Annotated in this window: 17 protein-coding genes; 12 read left to right on the forward strand and 5 right to left on the reverse strand. The window is 60.2% G+C overall.

Features of this window, described 5'->3' with window-relative positions; genetic code table 11:
* Positions 1 to 203: 203 nt before the first annotated feature.
* From putP to M5G20_RS07665, 4 genes are all read left to right on the forward strand, one after another.
* Entirely contained in the window at positions 204 to 1,688 is a 1,485-nt protein-coding gene (gene putP, locus M5G20_RS07650) for a sodium/proline symporter PutP (protein ID WP_273918617.1), read from the forward strand.
* A 263-nt stretch (positions 1,689 to 1,951) separates the two neighbouring features.
* Positions 1,952 to 3,844, forward strand: a complete 1,893-nt coding sequence (locus M5G20_RS07655; RefSeq protein WP_273918618.1) for a type VI secretion system Vgr family protein — start codon at positions 1,952 to 1,954, stop codon at positions 3,842 to 3,844.
* Positions 3,834 to 4,571, forward strand: coding sequence for a DUF4123 domain-containing protein (locus tag M5G20_RS07660; RefSeq protein WP_273918619.1), 738 nt, complete (start codon positions 3,834 to 3,836; stop codon positions 4,569 to 4,571). Before M5G20_RS07655 ends, M5G20_RS07660 begins: the two co-directional genes overlap by 11 nt.
* 165 nt (positions 4,572 to 4,736) lie before the next feature.
* On the forward strand, positions 4,737 to 5,573 hold the full coding sequence (locus M5G20_RS07665) for a 23S rRNA (adenine(2030)-N(6))-methyltransferase RlmJ (protein ID WP_273918620.1): 837 nt from the start codon (positions 4,737 to 4,739) through the stop codon (positions 5,571 to 5,573).
* 46 nt (positions 5,574 to 5,619) lie between these two features.
* Here the strand turns inward: M5G20_RS07665 and msrA are convergent, their stop codons facing one another.
* The 5 genes from msrA to aceE form a co-directional block, all read right to left on the reverse strand.
* A complete protein-coding gene (msrA, locus tag M5G20_RS07670) occupies positions 5,620 to 6,267 on the reverse strand; it encodes a peptide-methionine (S)-S-oxide reductase MsrA (RefSeq protein ID WP_273918674.1) in 648 nt (215 codons plus the stop codon).
* Between the two features lie 62 nt (positions 6,268 to 6,329).
* A complete protein-coding gene (locus tag M5G20_RS07675) occupies positions 6,330 to 9,023 on the reverse strand; it encodes a sensor domain-containing phosphodiesterase (RefSeq protein ID WP_273918621.1) in 2,694 nt (897 codons plus the stop codon).
* A 176-nt stretch (positions 9,024 to 9,199) separates the two neighbouring features.
* Positions 9,200 to 10,594 (reverse strand): alkaline phosphatase D family protein, encoded by a 1,395-nt coding sequence (locus M5G20_RS07680; protein WP_273918622.1) that lies wholly within the window; start codon positions 10,592 to 10,594, stop codon positions 9,200 to 9,202.
* Between the two features lie 257 nt (positions 10,595 to 10,851).
* On the reverse strand, positions 10,852 to 12,816 hold the full coding sequence (aceF, locus tag M5G20_RS07685) for a dihydrolipoyllysine-residue acetyltransferase (protein WP_273918623.1): 1,965 nt from the start codon (positions 12,814 to 12,816) through the stop codon (positions 10,852 to 10,854).
* A gap of 11 nt (positions 12,817 to 12,827) precedes the next feature.
* Positions 12,828 to 15,473, reverse strand: a complete 2,646-nt coding sequence (gene aceE, locus M5G20_RS07690; protein ID WP_075947289.1) for a pyruvate dehydrogenase (acetyl-transferring), homodimeric type — start codon at positions 15,471 to 15,473, stop codon at positions 12,828 to 12,830.
* A 383-nt stretch (positions 15,474 to 15,856) separates the two neighbouring features.
* Here aceE and glnE point away from each other — a divergent pair, with 383 nt between their 5' ends.
* The 8 genes from glnE to M5G20_RS07730 all read left to right on the forward strand — a co-directional run bounded on the left by glnE (position 15,857) and on the right by M5G20_RS07730 (position 26,059).
* Positions 15,857 to 18,796, forward strand: coding sequence for a bifunctional [glutamate--ammonia ligase]-adenylyl-L-tyrosine phosphorylase/[glutamate--ammonia-ligase] adenylyltransferase (gene glnE / locus M5G20_RS07695; protein ID WP_273918625.1), 2,940 nt, complete (start codon positions 15,857 to 15,859; stop codon positions 18,794 to 18,796).
* A 304-nt stretch (positions 18,797 to 19,100) separates the two neighbouring features.
* Entirely contained in the window at positions 19,101 to 20,135 is a 1,035-nt protein-coding gene (gene waaF / locus M5G20_RS07700; protein ID WP_273918626.1) for a lipopolysaccharide heptosyltransferase II, read from the forward strand.
* Between the two features lies 1 nt (position 20,136).
* Positions 20,137 to 21,198, forward strand: a complete 1,062-nt coding sequence (gene waaC / locus M5G20_RS07705) for a lipopolysaccharide heptosyltransferase I (RefSeq protein ID WP_273918627.1) — start codon at positions 20,137 to 20,139, stop codon at positions 21,196 to 21,198.
* Positions 21,198 to 22,322 carry a glycosyltransferase family 4 protein gene (locus tag M5G20_RS07710; RefSeq protein WP_273918628.1) on the forward strand — a complete coding sequence of 375 codons (1,125 nt, stop codon included), beginning with the start codon at positions 21,198 to 21,200 and terminating at the stop codon, positions 22,320 to 22,322. The genes waaC and M5G20_RS07710 overlap by 1 nt, the downstream gene beginning before the upstream one ends.
* On the forward strand, positions 22,319 to 23,125 hold the full coding sequence (rfaP, locus tag M5G20_RS07715) for a lipopolysaccharide core heptose(I) kinase RfaP (RefSeq protein ID WP_273918629.1): 807 nt from the start codon (positions 22,319 to 22,321) through the stop codon (positions 23,123 to 23,125). Before M5G20_RS07710 ends, rfaP begins: the two co-directional genes overlap by 4 nt.
* On the forward strand, positions 23,125 to 23,859 hold the full coding sequence (locus M5G20_RS07720) for a lipopolysaccharide kinase InaA family protein (RefSeq protein WP_273918630.1): 735 nt from the start codon (positions 23,125 to 23,127) through the stop codon (positions 23,857 to 23,859). Before rfaP ends, M5G20_RS07720 begins: the two co-directional genes overlap by 1 nt.
* Positions 23,856 to 24,608, forward strand: a complete 753-nt coding sequence (locus M5G20_RS07725; protein WP_273918631.1) for a lipopolysaccharide kinase InaA family protein — start codon at positions 23,856 to 23,858, stop codon at positions 24,606 to 24,608. Before M5G20_RS07720 ends, M5G20_RS07725 begins: the two co-directional genes overlap by 4 nt.
* Positions 24,608 to 26,059 (forward strand): lipopolysaccharide kinase InaA family protein, encoded by a 1,452-nt coding sequence (locus M5G20_RS07730; RefSeq protein WP_273918632.1) that lies wholly within the window; start codon positions 24,608 to 24,610, stop codon positions 26,057 to 26,059. The genes M5G20_RS07725 and M5G20_RS07730 overlap by 1 nt, the downstream gene beginning before the upstream one ends.
* Positions 26,060 to 26,237 lie beyond the last annotated feature (178 nt).

Consider the following 26,237-nt stretch of genomic DNA (forward strand, 5'->3'; position numbering starts at 1 on the left):
AATGGGTTGCACCTTATTTGCTTTGTTGAATAGCATTCGCGCCCAAGGTGCAACCGTCGAAGAGACCGGTGTACCGGCTGATGGCTTTCCTGGGGAAACATCAGTCATAAATGCGCGGGATCCCGGATCGTCTGTCAAACGTCACCGTTTGCGAGCAGTTCACCAGCCGCCGCTACATAAAAACAAAGCCAGGGCGTCACATAATGAGCGTAAGCAATCCAACACTGATCACGTTCGTGATCTACATCGCAGCAATGGTGCTGATCGGCTTGATGGCCTATCGCTCCACCAACAACCTTTCTGACTATATTCTGGGTGGCCGCAGCCTGGGCAGCGTCGTGACCGCACTGTCCGCCGGTGCTTCCGACATGAGTGGCTGGTTGTTGATGGGCCTGCCGGGCGCCATCTACATGTCCGGTCTGTCTGAAAGCTGGATCGCCATCGGCCTGGTGATCGGTGCTTACCTGAACTGGCTGTTTGTCGCCGGTCGTCTGCGCGTGCAAACCGAGCACAACGGTGATGCCCTGACCCTGCCGGATTACTTCGCCAGCCGCTTTGAAGACAAAAGCGGTCTGCTGCGGATCATCTCGGCAGTCGTGATCCTGGTGTTCTTCACCATCTACTGTGCTTCCGGCATCGTGGCCGGTGCCCGTCTGTTCGAAAGCACCTTCGGCATGTCCTACGAGACCGCGTTGTGGGCCGGTGCTGCGGCAACGATTGCCTACACCTTTATCGGTGGTTTCCTGGCTGTGAGCTGGACCGATACCGTACAAGCCACCCTGATGATTTTCGCGTTGATCCTGACGCCGGTTATCGTGCTGCTGGCCACCGGTGGCGTCGATACCACGTTCCTGGCTATCGAAGCGCAAGATCCAAGCAACTTCGACATGCTCAAGGGCACCACTTTCATCGGCATCATCTCGCTGATGGGCTGGGGTCTGGGTTACTTCGGTCAGCCGCACATCCTCGCACGCTTCATGGCGGCTGATTCGGTGAAGTCGATTGCCAAGGCCCGTCGCATCTCCATGGCCTGGATGATCCTGTGCCTGGGCGGCACCGTGGCTGTGGGCTTCTTTGGTATCGCTTACTTCTCGGCACATCCTGATGTGGCCGGTGCGGTCACCGAGAACCCGGAGCGTGTGTTCATTGAACTGGCCAAGATCCTGTTTAATCCATGGGTGGCTGGTGTCCTGCTGTCGGCCATTCTGGCTGCGGTGATGAGTACTTTGAGCTGCCAATTGCTGGTGTGCTCGAGCGCCCTGACCGAAGACTTCTACAAAGCCTTCCTGCGCAAGTCCGCTTCCCAGGTTGAACTGGTCTGGGTCGGCCGCGTCATGGTGCTGCTGGTTGCCTTGATCGCTATCGCGATGGCGGCCAACCCGGAAAACCGTGTACTGGGTCTGGTGAGCTACGCCTGGGCTGGTTTCGGTGCCGCGTTCGGTCCTGTTGTGCTGATCTCCGTGATCTGGAAAGACATGACCCGCAACGGCGCACTGGCCGGTATCCTGGTCGGCGCGATCACCGTGATCGTCTGGAAACACTTCGAACTGCTGGGCCTGTACGAAATCATCCCTGGTTTCATCTTCGCCAGCCTGGCGATCTACCTGGTCAGCAAAATGGGCGCGCCGACTGCCGGCATGCTGCAGCGTTTCGCTGCTGCCGAGAGTGATTTCCGCCTGAACAAGTGATGGGTTGAGCGCATGCGCTGAGCCACTGCTTGAATGAAAACGGCCCTCTTCTTTTGGAGACGGGCCGTTTTTTTGTGCCTTCGAAACTCAAAAAACCACGGGGTTTGGTGGTGTTTTGCAAAGTTGTCTGTAGTCGGATAAACCGTTTTTTGAAGGCCAATGCTTCAGAGGAAGTAGGGCAAATCTGAATTTTCTGCCTTCTGATCAGGGCTTCATGGTGCTGATGCAGAATCGCTCGCTTTCATTCTGCAGAGACACATCGGATGGTCGCTTCTGCTAATCAACCACGCTTCTCGCTGATCGTCGACGGCGTCGACAGTGAACTCAACGTGCTTGAGTTCTCCGGCAGGGAGGCCATCAGCCAGCCATACCGTTTTGACGTCGAACTGGTCAGCGAGCGACCGGACATCGATCTCGAAAGCCTGCTGCACCGCCAGGCGTTTCTGAGTTTCGATGCGCAGGGTGCCGGTGTTCATGGTCAGATTTTCCGTGTTGGCCAGGGCGATTCGGGCAGGCGTCTGACCCGCTATCAAGTCAGTCTGGTACCGCGCTTGACCTACCTGGGGCAGCGCATCAACCAGCGGGTGTTCCAGCACCAAAGTGTGCCGGCCATCATCACGCAGATCTTCAAGGACCACGGCATCCTGGGTGATGCCTTTGCGTTTCAGCTCGGCGGCGATTACCCCGAGCGCGAATACTGTGTGCAATACGCGGAAAGTGACCTGGCATTTATCCAGCGGCTGTGCGCCGAACAGGGGATTCACTACCACTTCCACCATAGCTGCGACGGGCACCTGTTAGTGTTCGGCGATGACCAGACGGTTTTTCCGCGTTTGCCTGACCCGACACCTTACCGACCGGGCAGTGGCATGGCGGTGGATGAGGCGGTGATCAACCGGTTCAACGTCCGCCTGGAAACCCGGCCCACCGTGGTGACACGCCGCGATTACGACTTCCATCAACCCCGTCTCGAGCTGGAAAGCCGTCTCGACAGCGAGCAATTGCCGGTGTTGGAAGACTACGGTTTTCCGGGGCGATTCAATGATCGGGAAGTTGGCAGGCACCTGGCTCGGCGGGCGTTGGAGCGCCATCGCGCGGATTACCGTCAGGCACAAGGCCGCAGTGATCAATCGGCCCTGCTCAGTGGGCATTTCCTGCAGCTTGCCGAGCATCCGCAGAGGGAGTGGAACAACCTGTGGCTGCTGACTGAGATCGAACACCATGGCCGACAGCCGCAAGTGCTTGAAGAGTCGGCGGGGAGCGACAGTGCGGACAGTTTTCAGGGCTATCGCAATAGCTTTCTGGCAACGCCGTGGGATGTCTTTTACCGTCCGCAGTTAGTCGCCAAGCCTCAGGTTGCCGGGTATCAAGCCGCCGTGGTGAGCGGTCCGAAAGACAGTGAAATCCATTGCGACGAGTTCGGCAGGGTCAAGGTCCGCTTGATGTGGGACCGCCATGGTCAACTGGATGAGCATTCCAGTTGCTGGCTGCGCGTGGCCAGCGGTTGGGCGCACGATAGCTATGGCAGTGTGTTGATCCCGCGTGTCGGCATGGAAGTGTTGGTCGGGTTTGTTGATGGCGATGCCGACAAACCGCTGGTGATGGGCTGCCTGCCCAACACCGTGAACCCGGTGCCGCTGAATCTACCGGCCGACAAGACCCGCAGCATTTTCCGTACGCGCAGCAGTCCCGGTGGCGGCGGCTACAACGAAATACGCATCGAGGACCGCAAAGGGGCCGAGGAAATCTACTTGCGCGCCCAGCGCAACTGGAGCCAGCAGGTGTTGCATGACATGCACGTTCAGGTTGGGCAAAACGAGTACTTGCACGTCACCGGCGACCGGCACATTCGCGTCAGCAGCCAGACCGTCACGGCCAGCGGGCAGTTTCAGCTCAGTGCTGCCAGCCAGGTGGTGATCGACGGCGGCACCAACGCCACGATTCAGGCGGGCGGGCACTGGATCAATATAGGTCCTGGCGGGATTTTCAGCAGTGTGCCGATTGAGGTCGGTGGAGCGCCAATGGCGGCATCCGGAGCATTGGACGCGGCTGTGCAGGGTGTGGCGCTGAGCATGGCGCAGATGCTGAGTTTGCAAGGCGCTGCGCCATTTTGTGAAGAATGCGAATGCTGCAAGGACGGTGCCTGTGCTGTCTGACTTTCTCTCCCCCCACGACTGGCTTGAGCGCCAGCCGATGCAAGCGTCGGAACAACTGTTCGCGGTCTTCAGCAACGTCAGCGCCGCCAAACCCTTCGAAGCCTGGCGAGGTTCCATGCCAATCAGCAAGGCGAACCCAATCTGGGCCGACACCGCCTATGCGGAGTGGGACGCGGTGATGCCCTTCGTCGCACCCATCGCGGCGGACAGTGGGTTTCTAAAGTGGGTGGCGACCACGGCGTCCCGCGATTGGGGGTGGCTGGCGGTTTCTTCTGCGAGCCAAGAGTTGCTGGCCGAACACCTGTGCAGCCTCACGCAGGTTCTGCTGCCCAATGGCAACGCGGTATTTTTCCGCTTCTGGGATGGGCGTTTTTTGATGCCGATCCTGCAAAGTGCGGAGGTGGATCCGGCTGAGCTTCTGCCGGTGATCGGGCGATGCTGGATTAATGGGCAGGCAGTCGAGACGGGGGGCATTGCGCAGAAAACATCGAAGGTCTTCCCGTGGTGGAGGGTGCCTGAGGCGCTGTTGCAACAGCTGGGTGCCGACGAAGCTACAACCCTGATCAACAACCTGTTGCAGTGGCTGAGTGAACAGCGGCCGGACGTTTTCGAGGTGTTTTCAGAGGGCGTATTGCGCAGCAAGGTTGCGATTTTTCTCAAAGACCCTGATTTACCGCCCGTGCCGAAAGAGCAGTTGTTGGCGTACCTGATGGAGGAAATGCAGTAGGTCCCAGGGCATTTCCGGGCAAGCTCCCTCGCCACAAGAGCAGAAGCAAGGGCAAAAGATCGTAACCTTCGGCAGCTCCTACAGGGGGGTGGAGGCCGCTCAGCCGTGAACCCCTGACTTGCCGGCTGGTAAAAGGTAAACTTCCCGGCCTTCGCAGGAGCAGCCATGAATTATCGTCACGCCTTCCATGCCGGCAATCACGCCGATGTGTTCAAACACCTGACCTTGACCCGCCTCATCGCCCTGATGTCGCGCAAGGAGCAGCCGTTTGCCTATCTCGATACCCACGCCGGCATTGGTCTGTATGACCTGCAGGGTGATCAGGCCAGCCGTACCGGTGAGTACCTGGAAGGCATCGCACGTTTGTGGGATCAGCCGGATCTGCCGATCCTGACTGCTGATTACATGCAGGTGCTGCACGAGATGAACCCGGATGGCCAGTTGCGTTATTACCCGGGCTCGCCGGAATTGGCGCGGCGTCTGACGCGCAAGCAGGACCGCGTGTTGCTCAATGAAAAGCATCCGGAAGACGGCCTGCTGCTCAAGGACAACATGGCCGGTGATCGTCGCGTGAAGGTGCACTTGGGCGAAGGTTGGCATGTGCCGCGTGCCTTGCTGCCTGTGCCGGAGAAGCGTGCGGTGATGTTGATCGACCCGCCGTTCGAAAAGCTTGACGAGATGCAGCGTTGCGCGGCGTCGTTGAAAGAGGCGGTTGGCCGCATGCGTCAAACCGTGGCGGCGATCTGGTATCCGGTGAAGGATCAGCGCGCCTTGCGTCGTTTCTATCAGGACCTGGCCGGCACCGGCGCACCGAAGTTGTTGCGCGTCGAGTTGCTGGTGCATCCGCTGGATACGCCGAACACCCTCAATGGCTCCGGGCTGGCGATTGCCAATCCGCCGTGGGGGCTTGAGGAAGAATTGCGTGAGCTGCTGCCGTGGTTGTCCGAGAAGCTGGGGCAGACCCAGGGTGGGTGGCAGATGGATTGGTTGATTGCCGAATAACATGTGGCGAGGGAGCAAGCTCGCTCGCCACATTGTCGGTGTTTAATCAGATCGGGCAGGTCACGCCTGTACCGCCAATTCCGCAATAACCTTCCGGATTCTTGGCCAGGTATTGTTGGTGATACGCCTCGGCGTAGTAGAAGGTCGGGGCTTCGTCGATTTCGGTGGTGATGATGCCTTTGCCGGCCTTGGTCAGTTCGACCTGAAACACCTGCGCGCTCTTCTTCGCTGCTTCCAGTTGTTCCGGTTTGGTGGCGTAGATCACCGAACGGTACTGGGTGCCAATATCGTTGCCCTGGCGCATGCCCTGGGTCGGGTTGTGCAGCTCCCAGAACATCTTCAGCAGCTCTTCGTAGCTGACTTTCTCCGGCTCATAAACCACCAGCACCACTTCAGTGTGGCCGGTCAGGCCCGAGCAGACTTCTTCGTAGGTCGGGTTTGGCGTGTAGCCGCCGGCGTAACCCACGGCGCTGCTGTACACGCCTTCACGCTGCCAGAAGCGGCGTTCCGCGCCCCAGAAGCAACCGAGGCCGAAGATGGCGAACTCGACGTTGCCGGGGAACGGGCCGAGCAATGGGGTTTTGTTGACGAAGTGTTCGTCCGGAACCTTGATCGGGGTTTCACGGCCAGGCAAAGCTTGTTCTTTGGTAGGGAGCACGTTTTTGTTCACCAGAATTTCCGAGCGCAGAACCATCATCAGTCCTCTCAGTCGTTGGAATGTATAGAGATGCAGTTTGCCCGAGTCTTGGCTCGCTGTCAGGCGATTGGGCCACGCGGGTAGCGCTTGAGCTTTTCAATCAGCTCGACGCCGGGGATCGGCTGGTCGAACAGGTAGCCCTGGCCTACGTCACAGCGGTGGCGACGCAGGAAAGCCAGTTGTTCGGCCGTCTCGATGCCTTCAGCCACGACTTTGAGCTTCAGGTTGTGCGCCATGGCGATCACCGCGGAGGTGATTTCCATGTCGTCCTGGTTGTCCGGGATTTCGTGGATGAAGCTTCGATCGATCTTGATGATGTCGATGGGGAATTTTTTCAGGTAACTGAGCGACGAGTAACCGGTACCGAAGTCGTCCATCGCCAGGGTCAGACCCAGGCGCTTGAGCTGGTCGAGTTGCAAGTGGGTGTCTTCGGTGGCTTCGAGCAGCAAGCCTTCGGTCAGTTCCAGTTCCAGCAGGTGCGCCGGCAGTGCTTCTTCCTTGAGGATATTGGCGATGGAGGCCACCAGGTCCGGGTCGGAAAACTGCTTCGGTGACAGGTTGATCGCTACCTGAAGATTGCCCAGCCCGGCGGCGGTCAACGTTTTGCTCATGCGGCAGGCCTGACGGGCGATCCATTTGCCGATCGGGATGATCAGCCCGGTTTCTTCCGCGACGCTGATGAACTGGTCCGGGCGGATCATGCCTTTTTCCGGATGGTTCCAGCGCAGCAGCGCTTCCATGCCCAGCAGCCGACCGCTGCGCAGGCACAGCTTGGGCTGGTAGAACACGTCCAGCTCGTTCTGGGTCAAGGCACGACGCAGGTTGTTCTCGACGAACAGCTTGTAACTGGCTTCGGCGTTCAAGGCTTCGGTGAACACCTGCACCTGATGTTTGCCGTTGGCCTTGGCCTTGTGCAGCGCCAACCCGGCGTTACGCATCAGGGTTTGCGGATCGCGCCCGTGCAGCGGCGCGCAGGCCAGGCCGACGGAGCCGGTCACGCTGATCAACTGATTGTCGACGAACATCGGTTTGTCGAGGGTCGTCAACAATTGGCTGGCGATCTGCTGGCCGGTTTCAAGATTGGTGTTGTCCAGCAGCACTGCAAACTCGTTGCTGGCGAACCGCGCCAGGCTACCGCTCGGGCTGAGGCTGTTGCGCAGGCGCCGGGCCAGGCTGATCAGCAGCTTGTCGCCGGTTTGATGGCCGAGGCTGTCGTTGATCCGCTTGAAGTTGTCGATGTCGACCAACAGCAGGCTGATGGGCGTATCGCTGTCGCGGGCGAAGCGCTCGTCGAGGTTGCGGATGAACGCCGGACGGTTGCCGAGGTTGGTCAGGTTGTCGGTGTAGGCCAGGCGCTCGATGCGTTGCTGAGCGAGCTTGGTCTGGGTGATGTCTTCGTAAATGCCGATGTAGTGGGTCAGCTCGCGGTTGTCCCCGTAAACCTTGGAGATCGACAGCTGACCCCAATAGGGTTCGAGGTTTTTGCGACGGCTTTTGAACTCACCCTGCCAGCTGTTGCTCTTGGCCAGTGCCGACGGCGCGTCGAACAATAGCTCACTGAGGTTTTCCAGGGCCGGCAGTTCCGACAGGCGTTGGCCGTGGACTTCTTCGGTGCTGTACTGGGTGATTGCGGTAAAGCTTGGGTTGACGTACTCCACCACGCCGTCGCAGTTGACCAGCAAAAAGGCGTTGGCGCTTTGTTCCACCGCGCGCTGGAACAAGTGCAGGGCGCTGGTGGCGGTGCGTCGGTTGTGATTGCTGATGACCTGGGCGAACTGGTCCGCCAGTTCGCCGGCGAAGGCGATTTCATCCGACTGCCAGGCACGGGTTGCCCCGGTTTGCTCCAGACACAGCACGCCGACCACTTGGCCGTCGACCCGGATACTGGCATCGAGCATCGCGTTGACATCGCGCGGGCGCAGGCTCTCGGCCATTTCCCGGGTGCGCGGGTCGTGCATGGCATTGTGCGCGTCGATGGCGCGGCCGGTGTGCAAGGCGTCGAGATAGTCGGGGAACACGCTGACGTCAATCGGCTCCGGCAGCAGGTATTCCTGGGTCGTACGGTAATAGGCCGAGATCGGCACCAACTGCGAGCCTTCCAGATGCCACAGGCTGGCGCAGTCGATTTCATAAATGTCGCAGGCGCTGCGAGTGATCAGTTCGGCAGCTTCTTGCAGGGAGTTGTTGCTGCTGTAGCGTTGGCGGGTCAGTAGCAGGATCAGGTCTTGCTGGGCGCGGACGCGGTCCAGGTGCAGCAGTTGTTCCTGTTGCGCGCGCTGGTTGAGCTCCAGGGCGATCTGCAGGCGTGAATTCTGGGTTTCCAGGTCAAGGGCCGGCAGCAACGGGTCATCATCGAACAGACCGTCGATCACCAACAGGTAGCCACGCAGCAGGTGTCGATTGTGTTGTTTGTAGGCTTCACCCAGCTCCAGCAGGCTCAGGGAACCTGAAGCTGTGTGCAGGGTGTAGCGGATCAGGTAATGGGTGCTTTCGCTCAGTTGCTGTTGGACGGCGTCATGCAACTGATAGCGCGCCTCAGGTTCCATCAGGCTGGCGTAGGGCGAGCCGACCAGAGCACACAGTTCCACGGCCGGCAGGCCGAACTGGCGTTCGCAATTGGGATCAAGAAACAGCAGCGCCCAGCTAGGTTCATTCAGCCGTTCGAAACGCAGCATGCCGAGCCGCGAGGGCACAGGCAACTGCGTCACTACCTCGGCCACCATACGGCTGGCGGCATCGGGTTGGCTTTTCATGGAGGGAACTCGCTTCGAATTTGCTGAACGCGCCGGGGCTCTCGCCCTCTTTATTGTTGCCTGCGGCAAGGTTGCATCATTGCCACACCGACTGACAAGAGACATGAAGGCCAAGTGCTATAAGAATGTGTCGGCAGGCGCGAAGATTTCTTCAATTGAAGTCAAAAGTAATGCGTTTAACGCAACAAAATCCTGACCGACTCTAGAAGCTGGCCATCCCGATCGTGATAACGAACCTGAATCCGTTGCGAATCGACGATCAGGTGGGCAAAGTTATCCCGGCTGATCACGTCGCTGGTCAACTCATGCTGATAATCGCCGGCAGCGGTCCGGGCCAAAGGTTGATCGAGCATGAAGGTGGAAGCTTTCGCATAGGGCAGCAGTTTGCTGTTGCACAGCGGCGACGAGACGATGGTGTGGACTTCAAAGTCCGGGTCTTCGCTGTGGGTCAGTCGACTGGTGAGGGAACCGTGTACATCGCCGCAAATGAACACCACGTTCTTGATGCCATGGGTGCGAATCGTCTCCAGCAGCCGCAGGCGTTGCTCGGGAAAGGCTTGCCAGGCGTCGTCGCCCAGTCGTTTGCGGTCCGGGTAGAACATCACGCTGGTGACCACGAACTTGACCCGTGCCGGGCTGTGGATCAGCCAGTCGCACAAAGCCTGCTCCTGCTCGATATCGAGGATGCGCCGGTCGTTGGCCGTGAGATTGCGTCGGGTTCGACTGTCGGTGACAAACCACTCGATATCACCATTGGAGAACGGGTACCAATAGCGCACCAGCGCTTGGCTTATTTGTCCTTGGGAATTAAGTTCATGGGCCGGGCTGTGGCTGGCTTGATAAAGTTCATAAGCCGCCAGAGCATTGTTATATAAATATTCATCAGTACTGTTTTTGTTGGCTGGCCAGTTATCTTCAATTTCATGGTCATCGAGAATCATGTAAGTCGCAATGCCTGACATTAATTTCGCAATGTGCGGTTGTGAGAACGCAGCACGATACTTGGCAAGTATCTCCTTGTATTCCCTGTCCGGCGCGATGAAGTTCAAATCGTCGACATACACCTGGTCGCCCGTCATCAGCAATGCGTTGATCGGCGGTGTCGCGCGTTGTGCCAGATGGTCGATGGAGGCGAAGATCCGGTCACCCAGGTGCGGGCTGGAGGGTCGGCCTGCAGTCATGCGCAAATAGCGGCAGGAGCCAACAATATAGGCCCGTGGCGTTGTGGTCTCGCTGGATTGCGTGCGCAAGCGATAAACATCCCGTGGCCATTGCAGTGGCAGTTCCTGGACAGTTTCCGGGGTGTGCATCGGGTACATGGGGCTGATCCAGCCGGCCTGATATTCGTACTCGGTGTCGGCGGCCAGATCATGCAGAACGATGACGCCTGACATGTCGCGTGACGGCGTCAGTTGAATAAATACGCCTTTGCTCCAGTATTCGTCGCCAACCCGGCGATAACGGATGCCTGCAAATACAAGTTGGTCTGTTTGCCATGCGCCACGCAAAAAAATGCGGGCGTGCTCAGTTGTTGTATGCCCGACTATTGGGCCGATAGTAGGTTTTAACATATTCGAGTCCATTCGAAATGATGTTGTATGGGTTGCCTGCACTGTTGGCGGCTATTGAACTCAGCCTAAATAGTCGGGCGGAAAAAATATCGAGCGAAAGTGGACCGAAGTTGTGGGCGATTTAAGCCGCGAATGTAGGAATATGCTTTATCGAAGGCAAAAAAAGCCCCGCCAAATTGGCGGGGTTGAGGTACGAGCGTGGCGCTCGGAAAACTTGGAACGCGACGGGCCCTCCGCTGAAGGAGGGCCCGCCGGTCTTACAGCAGTATGGTGCGGATGTCCGCCAGCAGGCTGCCCAGACGCTGGGTGAAGCGTGCGGCAGCGGCGCCGTTGATCACACGGTGATCGTAGGACAGCGACAGCGGCAGCATCAGTTTCGGCTGGAAGGCTTTGCCGTCCCAGACTGGCTGGATGGTTGCCTTGGAAACACCGAGGATCGCCACTTCCGGCGCGTTGACGATCGGCGCGAAGCCGGTGCCGCCAATGTGGCCGAGGCTGGAAATGGTGAAGCAGGCGCCTTGCATGTCGTCAGCGGTGAGCTTCTTGTCGCGAGCCTTGGCGGCCAGCGCGGCGGCTTCGGCAGCCAGTTGCAACAGGCTCTTCTGGTCGACGTTCTTGATGACCGGTACCAGCAGGCCATCCGGGGTGTCGACGGCGAAGCCGATGTTGACGTATTTCTTGCGGATGATCGCCTTGCCGCTTGGTGCCAGCGAACTGTTGAAGTCCGGCAGTTCCTTGAGCATGTGTGCGCACGACTTGAGCAGCAGCGGCAGGATGGTCAGCTTGACGCCGGCCTTCTCTGCAACGGCTTTCTGCGCAACACGGAAGGCTTCCAGCTCGGTGATATCAGCCGAATCGAACTGAGTCACGTGCGGAATGTTCAACCAGCTGCGGTGCAGGCTCGACGCGCCGATTTGCATCAGGCGAGTCATCGGCACTTCTTCGATTTCGCCAAAACGGCTGAAGTCGACGACCGGGATCGGCGGGATGCCCGCGCCACCGGTTGCGCCAGCAGCAGCGGCCGGAGCTTCCTTGGCCTTCTGCATCATGGCTTTGACGTAAACCTGCACGTCTTCTTTCAGGATGCGACCGTGTGGACCGCTGGCGCCAACAGCGCTCAGCTCGACACCGAATTCACGGGCCAGTTGACGCACGGCCGGGCCGGCGTGAACCTTGGCGCCCGGCTTGGCTGGAGCAGCGGCCGGAGCGGCAGCAGGTGCAGCGGCTGGAGCAGCAGCGGTGGCAGCAGCAGGAGCGGCGCTCGGTGCGGCAGCGGCAGGTGCCGGAGCAGCAGCCGGGGCGGCGCCTTTGACTTTCAGTTTGAGGATCAGGTCGCCGGTACCGACTTCGTCATCGAGCTTGATGGAAACGCTTTCCACCACGCCAGCGGCGGGCGACGGGATTTCCATGCTGGCCTTGTCGGATTCCAGGGTGATCAGCGACTGGTCTGCTTCAACGGTGTCGCCGGCCTTGACCAGGACTTCGATGATCTTGGCCTTGCCCGCCGAACCGATATCCGGAACGTGGATGTCCTGGACGCTGTCGGCTACCGGTGCAGCCGGAGCGGCAGCGGCTGGCGCAGGAGCGGCGGCGGCAGGTGCAGCCGCCTGGGCCGGAGCGGCAGCAGCCGGTGCCGCAGCACCCGCCACTTCCAGATCCAGAATCAGGTCGCCCGTGCCGACTTCGTCGTTGAGCTTGACGCTGATGGCCTTGACCACGCCAGCGGCAGGCGACGGGATTTCCATGCTGGCCTTGTCGGATTCCAGGGTGATCAGCGACTGATCAGCCTCGACGGTGTCGCCGACCTTGACCTGGATCTCGATGATCTGGGCCTTGCCCGACGAGCCGATGTCCGGTACGTGCACTTGCTGAACGCTGGCGGCGGCCGGCGCAGCAGCAGGAGCAGCGGCGGCAGGCGCTGCAGCAGCCGGTTTGGCTTCTGCTTTTGCCGCTGGCGCAGCGGCAGCCGCAGGGGCCGCATCAGCGGCACCTTCGACTTCCAGCTCCAGCAGTTCGTCGCCTTCTTTCAGGCGATCGCCCAGCTTCACTTTCAGGCTTTTGACGATACCGGCCTTCGGCGCAGGCACTTCCATGCTCGCCTTGTCCGATTCCAGCGTCAGGATGCTCTGCTCGGCTTCGATACGGTCGCCGACCTTCACAAACAGTTCAATTACTTCACCTTCACCGCTGCCGATGTCAGGTACGCGAATGAGTTCGCTCACAGAATCTCTCCTCAGCAGTCCAGTGGGTTGAGTTTTTCCGGGTTGATACCGAACTTGGCGATGGCTTCAGCCACAACCTTAGGTTCGATGTCACCACGGTCAGCCAGTGCTTCCAGGGCTGCCAACACCACGAAATGACGGTCAACTTCGAAGAAATGACGCAGTTTCTTGCGGCTGTCGCTGCGGCCGAAACCGTCGGTGCCCAGGACTTTGAATTCCTTGGACGGTACCCACTGACGGATCTGCTCGGCGAACAGTTTCATGTAGTCGGTCGAGGCGATGACCGGACCTTTACGGCCGTTCAGGCACTCTTCCACATAGCTCAGCTTAGGCTTCTGGCCAGGGTGCAGACGGTTGCTGCGCTCTACGGCCAGGCCATCGCGACGCAGTTCGTTGAAGCTGGTAACGCTCCACACGTCAGCGCCGACGTTGAACTCTTCACGCAGGATCTTCGCTGCTTCACGGACTTCACGCAGGATGGTGCCGGAGCCCATCAGCTGAACGTGGTGCGCCGCTTCGCGGGTGTCTTCTTCGAGCAGGTACATGCCTTTCTTGATGCCTTCTTCGGCACCGGCCGGCATGGCTGGCTGCTGGTACGACTCGTTCATCACGGTAATGTAGTAGAAGACGTCCTGTTGCTCTTCGGTCATCTTCTTCATGCCGTCCTGAATGATCACCGCCAGCTCGTAGCCGTAGGTTGGATCGTAGGTGCGGCAGTTCGGGATGGTCGCGGCCAGCAGGTGGCTGTGACCGTCTTCGTGCTGCAGGCCTTCACCGTTGAGGGTGGTACGGCCGGCGGTGCCGCCGATCAGGAAACCACGGGTACGGCTGTCGCCAGCGGCCCAGGCCAGGTCACCGATACGCTGGAAGCCGAACATCGAGTAGAAGATGTAGAACGGCAGCATCGGCTGGTTGTGGCTGGAGTACGAAGTACCGGCAGCGATGAAGGAGCTCATGGCGCCCGCTTCGTTGATGCCTTCTTCGAGGATCTGGCCCTTCTTGTCTTCCTTGTAGAACATCACCTGGTCTTTATCGACTGGCTCGTAGAGCTGGCCGACGGACGAGTAGATGCCCAACTGACGGAACATGCCTTCCATACCGAAGGTACGGGCTTCGTCAGGAATGATCGGGACGATGCGCGGACCGATTTCCTTGTCCTTGACCAGCTGCGCCAGGATGCGCACGAAAGCCATGGTGGTGGAAATTTCACGGTCGCCCGAGCCGTCGAGGATGGCCTTGAGGGTGTCCAGGTCCGGGGTCGGTACGCTGAAGCTCTGCGCGCGACGCTGAGGCACGAAACCGCCCAGTGCAGTGCGGCGCTCGCTCAGGTAGCGGGCTTCGGCGCTGTTTGGCTCTGGCTTGAAGAACGGCAGGTTCTCCAGTTCTTCGTCCTTGACCGGAATGTCGAAACGATCGCGGAACAGCTTCAGGCTTTCAACATCAACCTTCTTGGTGTTGTGCGCGGTGTTTTTCGCTTCGCCGGCACCGGTGCCATAACCCTTGATGGTCTTGGCCAGGATGACGGTAGGTTGTTCTTTGTGGTTGACCGCTTCGTGGTACGCCGCGTAGACCTTGTACGGGTCGTGGCCGCCACGGTTGAGTTTCCAGATCTCGTCGTCGGACAGGTCTGCAACCATCGCCTTGAGTTCTGGCGAGTTGAAGAAGTGTTCACGCACGAACGCGCCGTCTTTGGCTTTGTAGTTCTGATACTCGCCGTCGATGACTTCGTCCATGCGACGTTGCAGGATGCCGTCGACGTCCTTGGCCAGCAGTGGGTCCCAGAAACGGCCCCAGATGACTTTGGTCACGTTCCACTGAGCACCGCGGAACACGCCTTCGAGTTCCTGGATGATCTTGCCGTTGCCGCGAACCGGGCCGTCGAGGCGCTGCAGGTTGCAGTTGATGACGAAGATCAGGTTGTCCAGCTTTTCGCGGCCAGCCAGGGAGATCGCGCCCAGGGATTCCGGCTCGTCGCACTCGCCGTCGCCCAGGAAGCACCAGACTTTTTGCTTGCCGGCAGGAATGAAGCCACGGGCTTCCAGGTACTTCATGAAGCGTGCCTGGTAGATCGCCTGGATCGGGCCCAGGCCCATGGATACAGTCGGGAACTGCCAGAAGTCAGGCATCAGCCAAGGGTGCGGGTAGGACGAGAGGCCCTGACCGTCGACTTCCTGGCGGAAGTTGTTCATCTGGTCTTCGGTGATGCGGCCTTCCATGAATGCACGGGCGTAAACGCCTGGCGAGGTGTGGCCCTGGAAGTAGATCAGGTCGCCGCCGTGTTCGTCGGTCGGGGCCTGGAAGAAGTAGTTGAAGCCGATGTCATACAGGGTCGCACTGGAAGCGAAGCTGGAGATGTGACCGCCGAGGTCAGAATCTTTCAGGTTCGTACGCATTACCATGGCCATCGCGTTCCAGCGTACCAGCGAGCGAATGCGGCGTTCCATGAACAGGTCGCCAGGCATGCGTGCTTCGTGGGTAACAGGGATGGTGTTGCGGTAAGGCGTGGTGATGGCGTAAGGCAACTGCGAACCGCTGCGGGTTGCGAGTTCACCCATACGGGTCATCAGATAGTGAGCACGGTCTTCGCCTTCTTTGTCGAGAACCGATTCCAGGGCGTCCAGCCATTCCTGGGTTTCGACGGGATCGAGGTCTTGCATGGCTTGCTCCAGGGCGGAAAGGCTACCAGAATCGGTTGCCTGAGTTAGCGACTGGCCTTGTGGGCAGACGTTATGAATTCTTGGATTGCCGATAGGTTGTTCCGGCGGTGTGTAGTTTTACTACAAATCATCCGGCATTTCAGCCTTCCTAATGTATATACGAGTAGTAAAACTACAGATGAGCGGCTTGTGGCCCCCGGCTGCGTTGTGAGAATAATCGTTAAGGTTGGTCTTTTACCAACCAGAAAAGGTGAAAGCTTGATGCTGGCTGCCAAAAATAAAGAAATTTCAGCTATTTCTAACTTTTGTTCGACAGTCCTTCAGGTAGTGCAATATGAAGATTCACTACATGCAGCCCGATACACGCCGATCAAGGATAGACCATGAGCCTCCCTTCGCTTGCCGAACTGCCCGCCATTCTATTGCCGCTTGTCACTCGCGCCGAGCAGTCGTTCCGGGCGGCGGTCGCTGCCCTGGATGACGATCATGGGTTGTCCACCTGGACCCCGGAGCGCTGGGCTCAATTTGCCCGAGTGACCGCCGCCAGCGACTTTGTCATTGAACAGAGCGTGCGTGACCCTTTGATGTTGCTGGAGCTGGCGCAGTCCGGTGAACTGGACCGCCGCTTCGCCGTCGGTGAGATGTGCGCGCAGATTGCCGCCGCCGCGGGATTGGCAGAAACCGATGATCAACTGGCCCGCGCCTTGCGCCGCCAACGTGCGCGTCACCAGGTGCGGATCATCTGGCGCGACCTGACCCGCCAGGCCGATCTGGTCCAGACCTGCCGCGATCTGTCGGACATGGCCGACGCCAGCATCGACCAGGCTTATCAATGGTTGTACACGCGCCATTGCCAGCAGTTCGGCGTGCCCACCGGCCGCCGCAGCGGCGAGCCGCAGCAGATGGTGGTGCTGGGCATGGGCAAGCTCGGTGCGGTGGAATTGAACCTGTCGTCCGACATTGACCTGATATTCGCGTACCCCGAAGGCGGCGAAACCGTCGGCGTCAAACGTCCGCTGGACAACCAGGAATTTTTCATCCGGCTCGGGCAGCGCCTGATCAAGGCGCTGGACCCGATGACCGTCGACGGTTTCGTGTTCCGGGTCGACATGCGTTTGCGTCCTTACGGCTCGGCCGGTGCGCTGGTGCTGAGCTTCAATGCGCTGGAACAGTACTATCAGGATCAGGGGCGCGACTGGGAACGCTACGCCATGATCAAGTCGCGTGTGGTGGCGGGCGATCAAGTCGCCGGCGCGCAACTGCAAGAGATGCTGCGACCCTTCGTGTACCGGCGCTACCTGGATTTCTCCGCCATCGAAGCGCTGCGCACCATGAAGCAGCTGATCCAGCAGGAAGTGCGGCGCAAGGGCATGGCCGACAATATCAAGCTCGGTTCCGGTGGCATCCGTGAAGTGGAGTTCATCGCCCAGGCGTTCCAGCTCATCCACGGTGGCCGCGACCTCAGCTTGCAACAGCGTCCTCTATTAAAAGTACTGAGCACTCTGGAAGGGCAGGGCTATCTGCCGCCAGCGGTGATCAGCGAGCTGCGTGAAGGCTACGAATTCCTGCGTTACACCGAACATGCGATCCAGGCGATCGCCGACCGCCAGACCCAGATGCTGCCGGATGGCGCTCAGGATCAGGCGCGCATTGCCTTTATGTTGGGCTTTGCCGATTGGGCGTCGTTCCATGAGCAGTTGATGTACTGGCGAGGTCGGGTGGCGTGGCACTTCGGTCAGGTCATCGCGGACCCTGACGAGGAAGAAGGCAGCGAAAGTGAAGTGGTGGTCGGCGGTGAATGGCTGCCGCTGTGGGAAGAAGCCCAGGACGAAGAAGCCGCGTGTCGCCAGCTGGAAGAAGGTGGTTTCGCCGATGCGCCCAAAGCGTTGAGGGCGTTGGCCGGCCTGCGTAGTAGTCCGCAGTTGCGCGCCATGCAGCGTCTGGGGCGCGAGCGACTGGATGCCTTTATTCCGCGACTGCTTGCCCAGGCTGTGGAGCACGTCAACCCGGATCTGGTGCTGGAGCGTGTGCTGCCCTTGGTGGAAGCCGTGGCGCGCCGTTCTGCCTATCTGGTGTTGTTGACCGAAAACCCCGGGGCGTTGCGTCGCTTGCTGACCTTGTGCGCCGCGAGCCCGTGGATCGCTGAACAGATTACGCGTTTCCCGTTGTTGCTCGATGAATTGCTCAACGAAGGCCGACTGTTCAAGCCGCCGTTGGCCCCGGAACTGGCCGCTGAATTGCGTGAGCGCCTTACGCGGATTCCCGAGGACGATCTCGAGCAGCAGATGGAAGCCCTGCGCCATTTCAAACTGGCGCACCGCTTGCGCGTCGCCGCGTCGGAAATCGCCGGCAGCCTGCCGCTGATGAAGGTCAGTGATTATCTGACCTGGCTCGCCGAAGCGATCCTTGAGCAAGTACTGGCCCTGGCCTGGCGGCAAACGGTGGCCAAGTACGGCACGCCGTTGCGTACCGACGGCTCTTTATGCGACCCCGGCTTCATCATTGTCGGTTATGGGAAAGTCGGCGGCCTGGAACTCGGGCATGGTTCGGACCTCGATCTGGTGTTCATCCATGACGGTGATCCGCAGGCAGAAACCGACGGACCGAAGCCGATCGATGGCGCGCAGTTTTTCACCCGGCTTGGGCAGCGGATCATCCACTTGCTCACGGCCCAGACCAACTCGGGCCAGCTGTACGAAGTGGATATGCGCCTGCGACCGTCCGGTGCGTCGGGGCTTTTGGTCAGTTCACTGGGGGCGTTTTCCCGTTATCAGGAAAATGAAGCCTGGACGTGGGAGCATCAAGCACTGGTGCGGGCGCGGGTGTTGGTGGGCAGTCAGGATGTCGGCCAGGCTTTCGAAAAAGTCCGTGCCGCGATACTGGGCAAACCGCGTGACTTGCCGACCCTGCGCCAGGAGGTCAGCGAGATGCGCGCCAAGATGCGCGATAACCTCGGCACCAAGAGCACCGCGGCCGGTACCGGGGCAAATGCCTTCGAGCCCACGGCGCCCTTCGACCTCAAGCAGGACGCCGGAGGTATCGTCGATATTGAATTTATGGTGCAATACGCGGCCCTGGCGTGGTCGCAAACGCACCCGCCATTGCTGCGCTGGACCGATAACATCCGCATTCTGGAAGAGCTGGAACACGAAGGGCTGATGCCCGTCGAAGATGCCAGTCTGTTGCGCGAAGCTTATAAAGCTTACCGCTCCGCCGCCCACCGGCAGGCCTTGCAGAAGGATCCCGGAGTGATACCGGGCGATCAGTTCGCGGACGAACGGCAACAGGTCATGCGGATCTGGCGTGAGCTGGGGCTAAGCTGAAACGGGATTTGCAGCACTGAATGTCCCTGTGGGAGCGGGCTTGCTCGCGATAGCGGTGTATCAGTCACCATCAATGCTGGAGGTGACGACCTCATCGCGGGCAAGCCCGCTCCCACAGTAGATCTGCAGCGTCAGGCAGATTGATGTACACCATTACCCAATGTGGGAGCGAGCCTGCTCGCGATAGCGGAGTGACAGTCGACAGCAATGTTGAAGGTGATGACCCATCGCAAGCCGCCATGCTCCCGCAGAGATTCACGAGGCGGGGAGGCGTAGGCCTCCCCGGTTCGTTTATGGAAACCACATGAAAATTCTGATCGTTGGGCCCAGTTGGGTCGGTGACATGGTGATGGCGCAGACACTGTTTCAGTGTCTCAAGCAGCGCCACCCACAGTGCGAAATCGACGTGCTGGCCCCCGAGTGGAGCCGGCCGATTCTTGAGCGCATGCCCGAAGTTCGCCAGGCCTTGAGCTTCCCGCTCGGCCACGGTGCACTGGAGCTGGCGACCCGTCGGCGCATCGGCAAATCCCTGGCCGGGCAATACGACCAGGCGATCCTGTTGCCCAATTCCCTGAAGTCGGCGCTGGTGCCGTTCTTTGCCGGCATCCCCAAGCGCACCGGCTGGCGTGGCGAGTTCCGCTATGGCCTGCTCAACGATGTGCGCACGCTGGACAAGGATCGTTACCCGCTGATGATCGAGCGCTTCATGGCGCTGGCCTTCGAGCCGGGTGTTGAGCTGCCGGAACCGTATCCACGGCCAAGCCTGCAGATCGACCCGGTCACTCGAGAGGCGGCGCTGGCCAGGTTCGGCCTGACCCTCGATCGCCCGGTGTTGGCGCTGTGCCCCGGTGCAGAGTTCGGCGAATCCAAACGCTGGCCGTCCGAGCATTACGCCAAGGTGGCCGAGGCGAAGATCCGTGACGGTTGGCAAGTCTGGCTGTTTGGCTCGAAAAACGATCACGCCGTCGGTGAAGACATCCGTTCCCGGTTGATTCCCGGCTTGCGCGAAGAGTCGGTGAACCTCAGCGGCGGCACTTCGCTGGCCGAGGCCATCGACCTGCTCTCCTGCGCCGATTCGGTGGTGTCCAACGATTCCGGGCTGATGCACGTTGCTGCCGCGTTGAATCGTCCGCTGGTGGCGGTCTACGGTTCGACATCGCCGGGTTTCACGCCACCGCTGGCCGAGCATGTCGAGATCGTGCGCCTGGGCATCGAGTGCAGCCCGTGCTTCGATCGCACCTGCCGTTTCGGCCATTACAACTGCCTGCGCCAACTCATGCCGCAAGCGGTGAACGAAGCTCTGCAGCGTTTGCAGGGCACAGCGGTCGAGGTCAAATAGTTTGCGGGTACTGCTGATCAAGACCTCATCGCTGGGCGACGTGATTCATGCGTTGCCGGCGCTGACCGATGCGGCGCGGGCGATCCCCGGCATCACGTTCGACTGGGTGGTGGAAGAAGGCTTCGCCGAGATCCCGACCTGGCATCCGGCGGTGGGCAAGGTGATTCCGGTGGCGATCCGTCGCTGGCGCAAAAACCTCTGGCAAACCATCAAGAGCGGCGAGTGGAAGCGCTTCAAGCAAAGCCTTCGCGCCACGAAATACGATCTGGTCATCGATGCCCAGGGCCTGCTGAAAAGCGCGTGGTTGACTCGCTACGTCAAAGCCCCGGTCGCGGGTCTCGATAAAGCGTCGGCACGCGAACCGATCGCTGCCCGTTTCTACAATCGACGCCTGGCGGTTGCCCGTGGCCAGCACGCGGTGGAGCGAGTGCGTCAGCTGTTCGCCATTGCCCTGGGTTACGACTTGCCCAAAGGCCTGGGCGACTATGGCTTGAACATCGAGCGCCTGGTGGAATTGCCGCGCAAGAATCCTTACGTGTTGTTCCTGCACGGCACCACCTGGGACACCAAGCACTGGCCTGAAGCCTATTGGCGCGAGCTGACCGAGCGGGTCGGTTATCTCGGCGTCGGGGTGAAACTGCCGTGGGGCAATGCGGTGGAGAAGGCTCGCGCCGAGCGCATCGCTGCCGGTTTCAAGCACGCCGAAGTACTGCCGAAACTGAACCTGGCCGGGGTCGGCAAGGTACTGGCGGGGGCTCAGGCGTGCGTGGCGGTGGACACCGGTCTCGGTCATTTGGCCGCCGCACTGGATGTGCCGACGCTGTCGCTGTTCGGCCCGACCAACCCGGGCCTGACCGGCGCCTACGGCAAATCACAGATTCACCTGGCCAGCGATTTCCCTTGCGCACCGTGCCTGCAGAAGAAATGCACCTACCAACCGACGGCCGAAGACGCCCGTCAGTTCGACCTTAAACGCGAGTGGCCATTGTGCTTCACGCGCCTGAATCCCGAGCGTGTCGCCAGCCGACTGAGCACGTTGTTACTGGCTGAGGAGCTGCGCTGATGCAATTGGCATTTGTCCTGTACAAGTACTTTCCCTTCGGTGGCTTGCAGCGCGATTTCATGCGCATTGCCCTGGAGTGCCAGAAGCGCGGTCACCAGATCCGCGTCTATACGCTGATCTGGGAAGGCGACGTGCCGCCGGGTTTTGAAGTGCTGGTGGCGCCGGTCAAGGCATTCTTCAACCATCGCCGCAATGAAAAACTCAGCGAGTGGATGGAAGCGGACCTGGCCAAGCGTCCGGTCGACCGTCTGATCGGCTTCAACAAGATGCCCGGCCTGGACGTCTACTACGCCGCCGACGGCTGCTTCGAAGACAAGGCGCAGAACCTGCGCAACTCGCTGTATCGCCGCTGGGGCCGCTATCGCCACTTCGCCGAATACGAGCGCGCGGTGTTCGCCAAAGACGCGAAGACTGAAGTGTTGATGATCTCCGAAGTCCAGCAGCCACTGTTCATCAAGCATTACGACACGCCGCTGGAGCGCTTCCATCTGTTGCCGCCGGGCATCGCCCAGGATCGTCGCCGCCCGGCCGATGCCGACGACATTCGTGCCGGGTTTCGTGCCGAATTCAACCTCAAGGACGATGAGCTGCTGCTGGTGCAGATCGGCTCCGGGTTCAAGACCAAAGGCGTGGATCGCAGCCTCAAGGCGCTGGCGGCATTGCCCGCTGATCTGAAGAAACGCACCCGGCTGTTTGTAATCGGCCAGGACGACCCCAAATTATTCCAGATGCAGAGCGCGACGCTGGGGCTTGGCGATAACGTGACGTTCCTCAAGGGCCGCAGCGATATCCCGCGTTTCCTGCTGGGTGCCGATCTGTTGATCCACCCGGCATACAACGAAAACACCGGTACCGTGCTGCTTGAAGCGCTGGTCGCCGGGTTGCCGGTGCTGGTCAGTGCGGTGTGCGGTTACGCTCATTACATCGCCGAGGCCGATGCCGGCCTGGTGCTGGACGAACCCTTCGAGCAGGCGCAACTGACGCAGTACCTGACCGGAATGCTGAACGACGCTCAAGCACGGGCGGCCTGGAGCCGCAACGGTCTGGCCTTCGCCGAGACGGCCGACCTCTACAGCATGCCGCAGCACGCGGCCGATGTGATTCTGGCGGAGCACGCTAAATGAAGTTGATGCTGGCTGAACCGTTCAAAAGCCTCTGGGCCGGACGCGATCCGTTCGCCGAGGTCGAGGGCTTGCAGGGCGAGGTGTACCGCGAGCTTGAAGCGCGCCGGACCTTACGCACCGAAGTGAACGGCAACGGGTTTTTTGTGAAAATCCACCGTGGCATTGGCTGGGGCGAGATCTTCAAGAACCTGCTCACCGCCAAATTGCCGGTACTCGGTGCGGGGCAAGAGTGGAAAGCGATCCAGCGCTTGCAGGAAGTCGGCGTGCCGTCCATGACGGCCGTCGCTTACGGCGAGAAGGGCAGCAACCCGGCGGATCAGCACTCCTTCATTGTCACCGAAGAGCTGGCGCCGACGGTCAGTCTCGAAGATTTCAGCATCAACTGGATCAAGCAGCCGCCCGAGCCGAAGCTCAAGCGCGCCCTGATCGCAGAAGTGGCGCGCATGACCGGCATGATGCACCGCGCCGGGGTCAACCACCGCGACTGCTACATCTGCCACTTCCTGCTGCACACCGACAAGCCGGTGACGGCCGATGACTTCAAATTGTCGGTGATCGACCTGCACCGCGCCCAGACCCGCCCGAAGATCACCGCGCGCTGGCGCAACAAGGATCTGGCGGCGCTGTACTTTTCCGCCCTGGATATCGGCCTGACCCGACGCGACAAACTGCGCTTCCTCAAGGGTTATTTCCAGCAACCGCTGCGGCAAATCCTCATCGAGGAAGCCGGGCTGCTGAGCTGGCTCGAAGGCAAGGCCAACAAACTCTACGACCGCAAACAGCGATACGGGGATGCGCTCTGATGGCGGGTTGGACACTGGAACCTGAGTACAGCGATCTGGCGGAAGACTTTGGCAGCCTCGAGGCGGTGTTTGCGCTTCAAGGCGAGCGCTTGACCCGTGACCCGCTGTCCGAAGTCATCCGCGTTCAGCGCAAGGGCGTCAACTATTACGTCAAGCGCTATGTGGGCGCAGGCAAGGGCTTGCGCCGTTACCTGGGCAAGCCTCGGGTGAAAATGGAGTGGCAGAACCTCAAGCGCTTCGCCAAGTGGGGGATTCCTACCGCCGAAGTGGTGGCCTGGGGGTTGGAGCGTCGCGGCATGGCTTATGATCGCGGGGCGATGATCACCCGTGAACTGCCGCATACCGAAGACTTGTCGGCCCTGGCCGAGCGACACGACCCCAAGCTCGCGGATCGCGCGTGGGTCGATAACGTCAGCCGCCAGCTGGCCAGCCACACCCGGACCATGCACGAGCACCGTTTTACCCACAACGATTTGAAGTGGCGCAACCTGCTGGTCGACGATCAGCCCCGGCTGTTTCTGATCGACTGTCCCAATGGTGATTTCTGGAGCGGTTTCTGGCTCAAGTACCGCATCACCAAGGACCTGGCGTGCCTGGACAAGGTCGCCAAGTATCAACTCTCGGCGACCCAGCGCCTGCGCTTTTACCTGCAATACCGCCAGCGGGACCGGCTCAATGCCGCCGATAAAAAACGGATCCGGCACGTGGTGAGATTTTTCGAGGGACGCGAATGACTGATTTTCTGGCCGCTGAAGACCGTGCGCTGCTTGAGCGCCATGGCCTCGGCACGTTCGAAGCGCTTTGGGCACGGCAACTCGACGCCGTGGACGAACCCAACACCGTTCGCGGTGGCTGGAGCAGCGTGTTTCGGCTGGATCTGGAAGGTCATGGCTTCTATCTCAAGCGCCAGAGCAACTACCAGATGCGCACCTTGCACGCGCCGTTCGGCGAGCCGAGTTTTGCCCGTGAGTTTCGCAACATCAGCCGCTATGAAGAGCTCGGAATTCCGGCGCTGAAAGCCGCGTTCTTCGGCGAGCGCAAGGTTGATGGCGAAGTCCGCGCCGTGCTGCTGACCCGGGCGCTGGATGGTTGGGATGACCTGGATTCGCTGCTGCGGCGCTGGTCGGACCTCGGCGAGGCGCAGCACGTGGCTATTCTGCAAGCCTGTGGTCAACTGGCGCGGCGCCTGCATGGCATGCGTCAGGTGCACGGCTGCTTTTATCCCAAGCACATTTTCCTGCGCGCCACCGGCGACGGTTATCAGGCGCAGTTGATCGACCTGGAAAAGACCCGGCCGCTGTTGTTCGGTCAACGTGACCGGGTCAAGGATCTGGAACCGTTGCTGCGTCGCGCGCCCGAGTGGAGCGAAGCGCAGTTGCGGGTGCTGTTGGCCGCGTATCTGGATCAGGCACAGGACAGTTCGTTGATCGACAGTTGGCTGACACGCTTGATTGCCCGGCGTAGCCATAAGGGGAAAGGCTGATGCGTTTGTCCGAACTGAAAAACGCGGGTCGCAGTCCGGCGTTGCCATTAAGCCTTTCCCTGGCCGATGCTGCCGGGCCGGCCGATCTGCAATTGCTCAGCCTGCTGCGGGTGTTGCCGGGGCAGCGTTACGTCGGTGCGGGTGTCTGGCGTGGCCGGCCGGTGCTGGCAAAATTGCTGGTGGGCAGCAAGGCTGCGCGGCATTTTCAACGTGAGCTGGACGGCGTGCGCTTGCTCGCTGCTCAAGGCCTGACCACACCGCTGCTGTTGGCCGATGGCCTCAAGGACGGCGAGGGTGGCTGGCTGTTGTTCGAGTTTCTGGAAGGCGCTGAAAGCCTCGGCGATGCGTGGCAGCAGGTTGAACACTTGCCCGTGCTGGCCGACGAGCAATCAGCGGTTTTGGCCGAGGCCTTGGGTGCCATTGGCCAAATGCACCGCAAAGGCTTGTGGCAGGAAGACCTGCACCTGGACAACCTGTTGCGCCAGGGTCGTCGGCTGTATTTGATCGACGGCGCCGGAATCTGCAGCGAAACGCCAGGCCAGCCGTTGTCGCGGCAGAAAGTCCTGGAAAATCTCGGGGTGTTTTTCGCCCAGTTGCCGCAATCCCTGCAGCCGTTCACCGAAGAGTTGCTGGTGTACTACCTGCTGAGCAATGGCGAGCATGCCTTGCCCATGGAAGCGCTGCAGAAGCAGATCGACAAGGTCCGCAGCTGGCGTCTCAAGGATTATCTGGACAAGGTCGGCCGTGAGTGCACGCTGTTCAGCGTGCAGCGCGGGGCGTTCGGCTTGCGTGCGATTCGCCGCGAGGAAGAAGCGGCCATGTTGCCGGTGCTGGAGCGGGCCGATGACTTGCTTGATCAGGGGCACCTGTACAAGACCGGCGGCGCGGCGAGCGTCGGCAAGGTCGAGGTCAATGGCCGCACGCTGGTGATCAAGCGCTACAACATCAAGGGGTTCGCGCACTGGCTCAAGCGCTTCTGGCGCCCGAGCCGGGCCTGGCATTCCTGGCGCGAAGGCAATCGCCTGGCGTTTCTCGGCATCGCCACGCCCAAGCCGCTGGCGCTTCTGGAAAAACGTTTTCTCTGGCTGCGCGGTCGCGCCTATCTCATCACCGAGCATCTGCCGGGACCGGACATCATCGAGCGCTTTGCGCCCTACGTGGACAGCGGCGATGCACCGGAGTCCGAGCTGGCGGCGCTGGATCACCTGTTTGCCGAATTGATCCGAGAGCGCATCAGCCATGGTGACTTCAAGGGCCACAACCTGTTCTGGCAGCAGGATCGCTGGGCGTTGATCGATCTCGATTCGATGTGCCAGCACGCCTCGCTCGCCAGTTTTGCACCGGCGTATGCGCGGGATCGCGCGCGGTTCATGCGTAATTGGCCGCAGAATAGTGCGCTTTACCAAGTCATCGATCAGCGTTTGCCCAAAGACATCTCCAGCGCGGCTTGAAGCGCTATCGCGAGCAGGCTCGCTTCCACATCGAATCTTGATCGTACGCAAATATTGTGTTCGCTCGAGAACCCCTGTGGAAGCGAGCCTGCTCGCGATGAGGCCCGAACTGCCAGCGAAGATTAGGGACATTCTTTTAAGAGCTGTCCTACATGATCTTGGGAAGCCATGAACTGTG

The organism is Pseudomonas sp. TNT2022 ID1044, from assembly GCF_028656895.1.
Taxonomy (GTDB): domain Bacteria; phylum Pseudomonadota; class Gammaproteobacteria; order Pseudomonadales; family Pseudomonadaceae; genus Aquipseudomonas; species Aquipseudomonas reinekei.

Bases quoted from the DNA above. Each gene is read 5' to 3' on its own strand.
- glnE (WP_273918625.1), top strand. From the start codon at position 15,857: ATGAGCCTCCCTTCGCTTGCCGAACTGCCCGCCATTCTATTGCCGCTT.
- msrA (WP_273918674.1), bottom strand. From the start codon at position 6,267: ATGGTTCTGCGCTCGGAAATTCTGGTGAACAAAAACGTGCTCCCTACC.
- waaF (WP_273918626.1), top strand. From the start codon at position 19,101: ATGAAAATTCTGATCGTTGGGCCCAGTTGGGTCGGTGACATGGTGATG.
- rfaP (WP_273918629.1), top strand. From the start codon at position 22,319: ATGAAGTTGATGCTGGCTGAACCGTTCAAAAGCCTCTGGGCCGGACGC.
- M5G20_RS07725 (WP_273918631.1), top strand. From the start codon at position 23,856: ATGACTGATTTTCTGGCCGCTGAAGACCGTGCGCTGCTTGAGCGCCAT.
- M5G20_RS07655 (WP_273918618.1), top strand. From the start codon at position 1,952: ATGGTCGCTTCTGCTAATCAACCACGCTTCTCGCTGATCGTCGACGGC.
- M5G20_RS07675 (WP_273918621.1), bottom strand. From the start codon at position 9,023: ATGAAAAGCCAACCCGATGCCGCCAGCCGTATGGTGGCCGAGGTAGTG.
- M5G20_RS07665 (WP_273918620.1), top strand. From the start codon at position 4,737: ATGAATTATCGTCACGCCTTCCATGCCGGCAATCACGCCGATGTGTTC.
- putP (WP_273918617.1), top strand. From the start codon at position 204: ATGAGCGTAAGCAATCCAACACTGATCACGTTCGTGATCTACATCGCA.
- M5G20_RS07710 (WP_273918628.1), top strand. From the start codon at position 21,198: ATGCAATTGGCATTTGTCCTGTACAAGTACTTTCCCTTCGGTGGCTTG.
- aceE (WP_075947289.1), bottom strand. From the start codon at position 15,473: ATGCAAGACCTCGATCCCGTCGAAACCCAGGAATGGCTGGACGCCCTG.
- M5G20_RS07720 (WP_273918630.1), top strand. From the start codon at position 23,125: ATGGCGGGTTGGACACTGGAACCTGAGTACAGCGATCTGGCGGAAGAC.
- M5G20_RS07730 (WP_273918632.1), top strand. From the start codon at position 24,608: ATGCGTTTGTCCGAACTGAAAAACGCGGGTCGCAGTCCGGCGTTGCCA.
- M5G20_RS07680 (WP_273918622.1), bottom strand. From the start codon at position 10,594: ATGTTAAAACCTACTATCGGCCCAATAGTCGGGCATACAACAACTGAG.